General features: G+C 74.4%; 6 protein-coding genes. 3 read left to right on the plus strand and 3 right to left on the minus strand.

The genetic code is table 11. The features are described 5' to 3' along the window. Nucleotides 1-501: 501 nt before the first annotated feature. Both ACZ68P_RS28470 and ACZ68P_RS28475 read right to left on the minus strand, forming a co-directional pair. Nucleotides 502-981 carry a diadenosine tetraphosphate hydrolase gene (locus tag ACZ68P_RS28470; RefSeq protein ID WP_471011139.1) on the minus strand — a complete coding sequence of 160 codons (480 nt, stop codon included), beginning with the start codon at nt 979-981 and terminating at the stop codon, nt 502-504. A gap of 144 nt (nt 982-1,125) precedes the next feature. Next, nucleotides 1,126-1,455, minus strand: coding sequence for a nuclear transport factor 2 family protein (locus tag ACZ68P_RS28475; RefSeq protein WP_471011142.1), 330 nt, complete (start codon nt 1,453-1,455; stop codon nt 1,126-1,128). A gap of 265 nt (nt 1,456-1,720) precedes the next feature. Between ACZ68P_RS28475 and ACZ68P_RS28480 the strand changes: the two genes are divergently transcribed. Continuing rightward, the gene (locus tag ACZ68P_RS28480) at nt 1,721-5,260 is read left to right on the plus strand and encodes an AfsR/SARP family transcriptional regulator (protein WP_471011143.1); all 3,540 of its coding nucleotides are present in this window, start codon (nt 1,721-1,723) and stop codon (nt 5,258-5,260) included. Nucleotides 5,261-5,376: 116 nt separating this feature from the next. Here ACZ68P_RS28480 and ACZ68P_RS28485 read toward each other — a convergent pair whose 3' ends face one another. Then, a complete protein-coding gene (locus ACZ68P_RS28485; RefSeq protein WP_471011146.1) occupies nt 5,377-5,562 on the minus strand; it encodes a hypothetical protein in 186 nt (61 codons plus the stop codon). 476 nt (nt 5,563-6,038) lie between these two features. On the opposite strand from ACZ68P_RS28485, the gene ACZ68P_RS28490 reads away from it, so the two are divergent. Further along, on the plus strand, nt 6,039-7,442 hold the full coding sequence (locus tag ACZ68P_RS28490) for a helix-turn-helix domain-containing protein (protein ID WP_471011148.1): 1,404 nt from the start codon (nt 6,039-6,041) through the stop codon (nt 7,440-7,442). 206 nt (nt 7,443-7,648) lie between these two features. Then, the coding region (locus tag ACZ68P_RS28495; protein ID WP_471011149.1) for a condensation domain-containing protein at nt 7,649-9,579 on the plus strand (1,931 nt) is incomplete at its 3' end.

The raw sequence follows: 9,579 nt of genomic DNA on the forward strand, positions 1-9,579 counted from the left end.
TCTGGCCGCGACAATAGGGCGGTGCTTGGGAGGGGGGCAAGGCTCGTGCAGCGACTTGTGTAATCGCTTTCTGTCTGCCGGTGGCACACCGCTCGCAATGTCACACGATGGTGGACAGATCCCGCCGCGCGGTGCTTGGGACCCGCCAACAAGGCTGAAAGGAGGGAAAGTTGCGCAGAGCGGTGCCGACCGGTCAGCGGTCGCCGGGTGCGCGCTCCGAGGACACGATCCTCGACGGCGAGGGCATGCGCATGGGCATGGGCATGGGCATGGGCAACGCAACGGCGACGGCGGTCCAGGAGGTACGGGCTCCGGGCCGCGAGGCACGAGCGGCGGGCGACGGGGGTACGGCCTCCGGGGCGTGGTTACGAGCCACGGGCGACGGGCCACGGGTTCCGGTCGCGAGGTACGGGGTGTGCCTGCGAGCCACGGGCCACGGCGACGAGGCACGGGCTGCGGCGCCGGGCGACGCGCTGCGGCGACCGGTCGCCGGCTCGCCCGTCAGGCCGTCGACCGCAGCCGGTCCAGTTCGCCGCCGATCTCCGAACGCAGCGCGTCGTGGCGCGGCCCGAGCCGGGACCGCTCGTCACTCCACCGCTCCCGCGGATGGAGCCACACCGGGGCGCCCACGACGTCGGGCGGCTCCCAGCCGTACCGCGGCCAGACATGCGCGTGCAGGAAGGGTTCCGTGTTGCCCAGGATCTCGAGATTCACCCGCCGGAACGCCGGGTCCCGGCGCCGGCAGACACGCTCGACCGCCTCGCCGAGCTGTTCCATGTCGGTCAGGAAGGCGAGCCGCTTCGCGTTGCGCAGCTCGGACAGCCTCTGCACCCGCGGTTCGTCCACGAGGAGGACCGCGTAGCCGGGCAGGAACTGCACGTCCCCGATGACGGCGAAGCCCGCGGTCAAACGGCGGATGACAGTCGGGTTCTCACCCCGCAGGGCCGCCCCGATCCGGTCCGCCCGCCAGCCGTCGTCCATGGAGGGAACGTACACCTGGCGGTCGGGGAACGGCACCGCACACCGTCCCACGGCCGACGCCGGCCACGGGGGCAGGACGCGGGAGCGCGTGACGGCAGCCCGTTCGGCGCGCGGAGAGGCGCGGATGGACCGAACAGCTCCGGATCAGCGCGCGGAGACGCGCGGATGGGCCGCGTAACGGCGGCGGCTGCGCAGCATGCCCTCGGCGGAGAGCGTGAACACGTCCACGAAATCGACCTGTTGCGGGGTGAGCCGGCCGATCGCGACCACGCAGTCGCCGGAGGCCACGATCCGTTCGATGTGGTGGCGACAGCCCGGTGCCGGGCTCTCCAGCCGCGCGTCCTCGTCCAGCAGGGAGGAGAAGCCGTCCAGATCCCCCGTGTCGAGGTAGTGGTAGGCCAGCCGCACGTGGTCGACTCCGGAGTCGGTGATCAGACTGCTGGGCGGCAGCCGCCTCGCCTGACGACTGTTCATGACACGTCCTTTCGTACGCCCGCCTCCTGCCTTGCGGCGGCAGGTACCACCGTCCTCCGCCGCCGCAACCTCGCACTATCGCGGGCCTATCACCGGCACCAGATCTCCACACCGTTTACAAATGCGGTGCTCGGCGGGAAAACTGACCTCCGCACTCGCGTCTTTCGGGTCGTTTTCGCTGCTTGTCTGTCGGGTTGGGGCGTGTTCCTTGCGGGGAGAGTCAGTGAACGTATCGCCCGGGGAGAGACCTCACGCTCCTGAGACCGTGGTCTTCCGCATCCTCGGCCCGCTCCACGTGCACGGCCCGAACGGGCAGGTGCGCATTCCACCGGGGCGTCAGGAGGTGATCCTCGCCGCCCTCCTGCTAGAGGCGAACCGGGTCGTCAGCACCGACTACCTCGTGGACCTGATCTGGGAGGACGAGCCGCCGGACACCGCCCGGACGCAGGTGCAGATCTGTGTGTCACGGCTGCGGAAGCTGTTCGGCAAGGAGGAGGTGGCCGCGGCCATCACCACCCGGCCGCCCGGCTACGTCCTCAAGACGGAGGACGGCTCCGTGGACGCGGTGCTGTTCGGCCGGTGGATCGGTGACGCGCGGTCGCTCGGCAAGCAGGCCGCCGGTGCCACCGAGGCGGTCGAACTGCTGCGCCGCGCCGGCGCCCTGTGGCAGGGGGACTGCCTGAGCGGCATCTCCAGCGAGACCCTGCGCAGCAAGGCGCGGCAGCTGGACGAGGAACGGCTGACGGCCGCCGAGACCCGGATCGATCTGGAGCTGGAGTTGGCGCGGCACCACCAGCTGGTCGGGGAGATCCAGCTCCTTGTCCACGAGCATCCCCTGCGGGAACGGCTGCGCGGCCGCCTGATGCTGGCGCTGTACCGCTCGGGGCGCCAGGCCGAAGCCCTGGACGTGTACCGGGTCGGTCGCCAGCTGCTCGTGGACGAGTTGGGGCTGGAACCGGGCGAGGAGCTACGGCGGCTGGAAACGGCGATCCTCGCCGGAGAGGTCCCGGCTCCACGCCTCTGGGGCCTTGGCGCGAGCGACCGGGCGCACCTGGCCACGGGCGCCGGGCCCGGGCAGTCGGCCGACGACGCCGAGCGCGGGGCCGGGGCCTACCCCGGAGCGCGGGGCGCGGGTGCCGGGGCGGGTGACCACGGGGACCCCTTCGCGGGGACCGGCACCTCCGCGCCGGCGGGCCGCGGCGTGACCGGCGGGCCCGGGACCGGGCCGACGGCCGGGACCCGGCCGACGACGACGGGGAGCGGAACCGCGTCCGGAGCCGTGTACGGCTCCGGGACCGGAGCCGCCGGTGACCGGGGAGCCGGGGCCGGAGCCGCCGGACTCCTCGGGACAGGCGTCGGCCACGGGGCCGGGGCCGCCAGGCTCCTGGGAGCAGGCGTCGGCCACCCGTCGGGTGCTCTGCCCGCCGGGGTCCTCGAAGCGGGCTTCGCAGGGGGGTTCGGCACGCGTGCCGGTACGGAGCCGGGCACGGGCTTCCCGCGGGAACCCAGCGCGCGGGCCGGCCACGGCGAAGCTGCCGCGAGCACCGCGGCGGACGAGGGCGCACCCTGGCCCGACGGGCCGGTGCCCACCGTCGTACGCGAGCCGGCCCCGCGTCCCTCCGCCGCCGAGGCGGCCGGGGCGCCGGTGGCCGCGTTATCCGCCGAGGTACCGCGACAGCTCCCCGCCGACACCGCCGACTTCGTCGGCCACGAGGCACGGATCTCGGTCATCGAGAAGACCTTGCTGGGGACCGGCGAGCGCCGGGCCGTGGGCCTCGTCGTCATCGTCGGCAAGCCGGGTACGGGCAAGTCCACCCTGGCCACGCACATCGCCCACCAGGCCGGCGAGAAGCACTTCACCGACGGCCAGCTCTACTGCGATCTGCGGGGCACCAGCGGTGCTCCGGCGACGGCGGCCGAGGTGCTGGGCCGGTTCCTGCGCGCCCTCGGCATCCCCGGCCCGGTGATCCCGGACTCGCTGGACGAGCGGGCCGAGATGTACCGGACGCTGCTCGGCTCCCGCCGGGTCCTGGTGGTGCTGGACGACGCCGCGTCCGAGAGCCAGGTGCGCCCGCTCCTGCCGGGAGCCGGTAGCTGCGCGGTGCTGGTCACCAGCCGGGTCCGGATGACCGGGCTGCCCGGCGCGCACCGGGTGGAGCTGGACGTGCTCGGCACCGAGGAGGCCATGGAGCTCCTCGTCCGGGTGATCGGCGAGGAGCGGGTGGCGGGCGAGCGGGTCGCGGCGGAGGCGCTCATCCGGACCGTCGGCGGGCTGCCGCTGGCGCTGCGGATCGTCGCCGCCAGGCTGGCGGCCCGGCCGCACTGGACCCTGGCCTCGATGGTGCACCGGCTGGCGAACGAGCGGCACAGGCTGGACGAGCTGACGCACGGCGAGATGACGATGCGGGCGAGCCTCTCCCTGACCCACGACGGGCTGGGCTCCGACGACCGGCGGCTCCTTCGGCTGCTGAGCCTGGCCCGCGGACCGAGCCTGCCCGGCTGGCTGGCCGGGGCTCTGCTGGACGACCGGCGCCCCTTCCCGTCGGACCTGCTGGAACCGCTGGTCGACGTACAGATGCTGGACGTCGTCGGCATGGAGTCGACCGGCGGGTTCCGGTACCGCTTCCACGAGATCATCCGGGTGTTCGCCCGGGAGCAGCTGACCGCGCACGACGATCCGGCGACCCAGTCGGCCGCGCTGCGCCGGATGATGGGCGGCTGGATGGCGCTGGCCGAGGAGGCGCACCGGCGGATCTACGGTGGCGACTTCACCGTGCTGCACGGTACCGCCCCGCGGTGGCTGCCGCCGGCGGCCCATGTGGACGAGCTGCTCGCCGACCCCCTGGAGTGGCTGGACAGCGAGCACGCCAACCTGGTCCAGGCGGTGGAGCACGCGGCGGCCGAACAGCTCGACGAGGTGTGCTGGGACCTGACGACCACTCTGGTCACCCTCTTCGAGACGCGGGGCTATCTCGACCACTGGGAGCGGACGCATCAGGTGGCGCTAGGAGCGGCCCGGTCGGCGGGGAACAAGCGGGGCAGCGCCGCCGTCCTGGCGTCGCTGGGCTCGCTGTATCTGAGCCGCAGTCAGCACGAGGAGTCGCGGGCGGCCCTGACCTCGGCCCTGGGGCTGTTCACGGAGATCGAGGACCGGCAGGGGCTCGCCCTGTGCCATCGTGACTTGGCGTTGCTGGAACGATTCCGCGGCCATGAGCACCAGGCCCTGGAGCTGTACGACCGGGCCTTGCGGGATTTCGATCTCGCCGGTGACGTGGTGGGCCGGGCGATCGTGCTCACCCAGAGCGCGCAGATCTGGATGCTGCGGGGGCAGAGTGCGGCCGCGCAGAGCCGTCTTGACGAGGCCCTGGGCATCTACCGGTCGGTCGGGTACACCGGCGGGCAGGCGCGGACCCTGCGGAGGGCCGGCCAGCTGCAGCAGCGCCAGGGCGAACTGAGCCGTGCGGTGGCGACGTTCACCGAGGTGCTGGAGCTGTGCCGGGACAGCGGCGACGTGATCGGAGAGGGGCATCTACTGCGCGATCTCGGTCTGGCGCATGCCGGGATGGGTCAGACCGCGGCGGCCCGTGACTGTCTCGACCGGGCGCTGGGTATCCGGGAGCAGATCATGGACCAGGGTGGTGCGGCCATGGTCCGGCTCGATCTGGCGCGGCTGCTCGCGTCGGGCGACGGTCCGGGCGACCGGGACCGCTCACGGGAGCTTCTGCACAGCGCGGAGCAGGCGTTCCGGGACCGTCGGATGGAGCCGGAGCTCGCCGAGGCGCGGCGCCTGCTGGCCCGCGGCTGAGGGGCGGGGCGCCCGAGGCGACAGCCGGCCGGGGGCTGCAGGGGGCGCTGGGTTGCCGGGGGCCGGGGAGGTTGCCGGGCGGCCGGGGTGCTGAGGGCCGGGCGGCCGGGGAGCGGTCAGTCCCAGGGGTTGTTGTCGCTGGAGGGGGTCGGGGTCGGCGTGGCCTGCTGCGTCGAGGAGGAACCGGTCGTCCCACCCGTCGGGGTGCCCTCGTCGGCCAGGGCCGCCTGGGTGCCGAGCAGGGCGGCTCCCGCCAGGGCGACGGTGACGACGGCGGCGCGGACGGCGTGGGCGATGGCCATGGGATCTTCCCTTCGGTCGGGGCGTCCCGCCGGGCTGCGGGGCGTCTCCTTCTTCGTGGGCACCACGCTAGGAACGGCGGGAATCCCCGGACCGCCCCCGCTCCTATCACGCAGTTATCACGGCATCACGGAGGGCCGCCGGAGCCGACGGACCGCAGGTGGGGGGGCGATAGGCGGGGTGTGCGCGGGAGCCTCGACCCGTACGCCGGCCCGGGGGCCGCATCCCCACGCGATGACAGGCGCCTCACACGCACCACTGACACCACGGCCGCGCTTTCTCCGACGGCACGAACGGGTGGGCCGAGGCGCGGATCCGGGCCAGGGCGGGGCCCGGACCGGATCCGTGATAGCGGCGCGCGGGCCGTCTCCCGGCGCGTGGCCCGGTGGGCGGCGCGGTGGACGGCCGGGCGATGGGGGCGTGATAGCGGACTCCCGAGGATGGGACACGGCACTCCTCACACCCCCCGGGAGCACACATGAACTCCGCCCTCACCGCCGGTCCCACCCTGGACACGCAGGTCGGCGCCCTGATCCGAGCGCACCGGTTGCGGATGGGGCTGACCCAGCGGGAACTCGCCGACCTGTCCACCATCAGCGTCCGGGCGATCCGCGACCTGGAGCACGGCCGGGCCAGACGGCCCCGCACGGACACGGTGCGGCTGATGGCGGACGCGCTGCGCCTGGGACCGCGCGCCAGGGCCGCGCTGGAGGAGGCGGCACAGCTCGGCAGAAGCCTGGGGGTCACCGCCGGGCCCCCTGCGCCGCCGGACGCCCCGCAGCCGCTGCTGGGGCGGAGCACGGAGACCGAGACCCTGGTGCGGGAGCTCTCGCCGGACGGCGCCGAGCGGCTGACGCATCTGACGGGCTTGCCCGGGGTGGGCAAGACCCGGGTGGCGCTGGCCGTGGCGAGGTCACTGCACGACTCCGGCATGCCGGTCCTGTGGCACGCCTTTCCCGGCGCGGCCCGCGAGTACCTGCCGACGGCGCCGGGCCCCTGGACCGACCTCACCGAGCGGCTGGTGGCCGGACTCTACGGCTGCGGGCCCGACGCGTCGGGCCCGGAGCCGGCGGGCGGCCTCCTGGGCGAGGGTCCCGTCCTGCTGGTGCTCGACGGGGCCCCGGCCGGAGCGCCCCGCCTCGACCGGCTGACCCGGCTCCAGCACGAGGTGCCGGGACTGCGTCTTCTGGTGACCTCCGACGAGCCGTGGCAGGCCCCCGGTGAACGGCTGTTCCTGCTGTGCCCGTTGCCCGCCCCCGCCGCGGACGGGTGCGGTGGCCCCGGGCGGCCCGGCGATCCCGCGGACCCCGGGGCGGAGCGTGAGCCGGCCGTACGGATGTTCCTCGACCAGGTGCGGCGGGTGCGGCCCGGGCCGGCCGCCTCGGCCGGTGCCGACCGGGAGCGGGCGGTACGCGTCTGCCGTCTCCTGGACGGGCACCCGGGGGCGCTGTCCGCCGCCGCGTCCTGGCTGGTCGTCTCCGACCTGGCGGCCCTGTGCGACACGCTGGAGGCGGACCCGGCGGCCTTCCTCGACCACCTCGGCGGGCGGGACGACCGGCTGCGCGCGTCCCTGCGGAACCGGATCGACCGCTTGCCGGCCGAGCAGCGTGCCCTGCTGACCGCCCTGTGCCCCGCGCCCGCCGTGTCCTCGGGCGCCCCGGTGGGTGTGCTCGCCGACGCGGGCGTCCCGCTGCCCGCGTTGGCGGCCCTGACCGGCCGCAGTCTGCCCGAGTGCGGCCGGCTGCTGCGCGAACTGCTGTTGTCGGGTCTCGTCCGGGCGGCTCACCAGGAGGGGGCCTCCCGCTTCCGGGTGCCCGCCCTGATACGGGCCCTGCTGCCCACGGCGGCAGTGTCCGCGCCGCAGGCAACTGCCGCCGTCTGAACTGCTCCTCAAGCACCGGGACAACTGCCGCCCCGCGACGGGCGGCACGGATTGGATGGGCGTACGCCGGAAGGGCCGGGCACCCGAGGGTGCCCGGTCCTCGCCACCGGCGCGGCCGGTCCGCCCGGCCCGCGCCCCACCCCGTTCACACCGGACCCGCCGCGCCGAACCCGTCGTGACCGTCCCGTCCCCCGAGGAGCGCCCGCATGTCCCCCAAGGCGTCTGCACGGCTGCCGCTGTCGGCGGCTCAGCGCGACATCTGGCTGGCCCACGCGCTGGACCCCTCCGGCCGCCGCTACAACGTGGGCGAGTACCGGGAGCTGCGCGGTCGGGTCGATCCCGAGCTGGTCGCGGCCGCGTTCAGGCAACTCGCCGTGGAGACCGACGCCATGCGCGTCCGGGGCATCGGCGCCGACGAGGACGGCCCGTGGCAGGAGCTGCACGCCGACCCCGGCGACCAGGAGCTTGCGCTGGTGGACGTGAGCGGCGCCGACGACCCGGCAGCGGCGGCACGGGCCTGGATGGAGGCGGAGCTGGCACGGCCCTTCGACCTGGCCTCGGACTGGCTGACCCGGCACGCGCTGGTGAAGGCCGGTGAGGAGCTGTGGTTCTACTTCCACGGCTTCCACCACCTGGTGATCGACGGGGCGGGGCTCGCCCTGCTCGACGCCCGGCTGGTCGAGCTGTACGCACACGCCGAGGCCGGCGAGCCCTGGAGCCCCAGCCCCTTCGGGTCGCTCCCCGAACTGCTCGCGGAGGACGACGCCTACCGGGCGTCGGAGGAGGCCGCGGCCGACCGGGCGTACTGGCGGGAGCGTCTGGCGGACCTGCCGCCGTCCCCGAGGATCGGCAGCGGGCGGTCGGCGCCTGTTCCTGAAGGGTCGCTGCCGTTCGTCCGGCGGACGGTGACCCTTCCCGCGCCGTACGCGCGGCGGCTCCGGGAGACCGCCCGGGCCCACCGGGCGCCCTGGACGATGATGGTGATCGCGCTGGTCGCGGCGTACGTGCGGCGGGCCTCCGGGGCCTGCGCCGACGAGTTGACGCTCGCCCTGCCGGTGACCGCGCGCACCACCGAGGCGGCCCGGCGCACGCCGGGCATGGTGTCCAACGTCATCCCGCTGCGGCTCCCGGTCCCCGCCTCGGCCACTCTGGCGGATGTCCTGCGGTCCGTCGTGGGTGAGACCCGGCAGGGGCTGCGCCGGCAGCGGACCCGGTTCGAGGAGATGGGCGGCGCCCCACTCGCGGGGCTGGACCGGCCGGGCGCGGCGGGCCGTCCGTCCGCCTCCCCGCAGGTGAACATCATGGCGTTCGCGCCCGGCATGCGGTTCTTCGGAGTGCCCACCACCCAGCACAACCTGGGGAACGGTCCGGTGGAGGACCTGGCTGTGGCCGTCTACGACCTGGGTCCGGAGGACGGACTGAGGATCGACTTCGACGCGGCGCCGGAGACGTGCGACACCGACTCGGTGGCCGCGCACCAGGACCGCTTCGTCCGCTTCGTCGGCACCGTGCTGCACGACCCCGAACGTCCCCTCGCCGACGTCGAGTTGCTGGACGACGACGAGCGGCGGCGGGTGCTGGAGGCGTGGCCGGGCACGCGGGTCGCGGTGGACGACAGGCCGCTGACCGTACGGTTCGAGGAACAGGCCCGGCTACGCCCCCACGCGACCGCCGTCGTCTTCGGCGACGAACCGCTCTCGTACGCCCAGCTCGACGCCCGCGCCAACCGACTCGCCCACCACCTGCACGCGACCACCGGCCTGGGACGCGGTCACCTCGCCGGCATCCTCCTGGACCGGTCGCCGGACCTGGCCGTCGCCATCCTCGCCGTGCTCAAGACCGGCGCCGGATACGCCCTGCTCGACCCGGAGTTCCCCGACGAACGCCTCACCGGCACCGCCACCGACGCCGGCATCACCGCCCTCGTGACGACCGCGGGGCAGAACGGGCGGCTGACCGGCCCGTGGGCGGCGGTCGCGCTGGACGAGACGGACCTGTCCGGACAGCCGCAGACCGGTCTCGCGGTGCGGCCGGAGCCCGAGGACCCGGCGTGTGTGATGTTCACGTCCGGCTCGACCGGACGCCCCAAAGGCATCCTCTCCACCCACCGCAACCTCACCTCCACCCTCACCGCACA

It is taken from the genome of Streptomyces sp. NPDC036822, assembly GCF_055609145.1.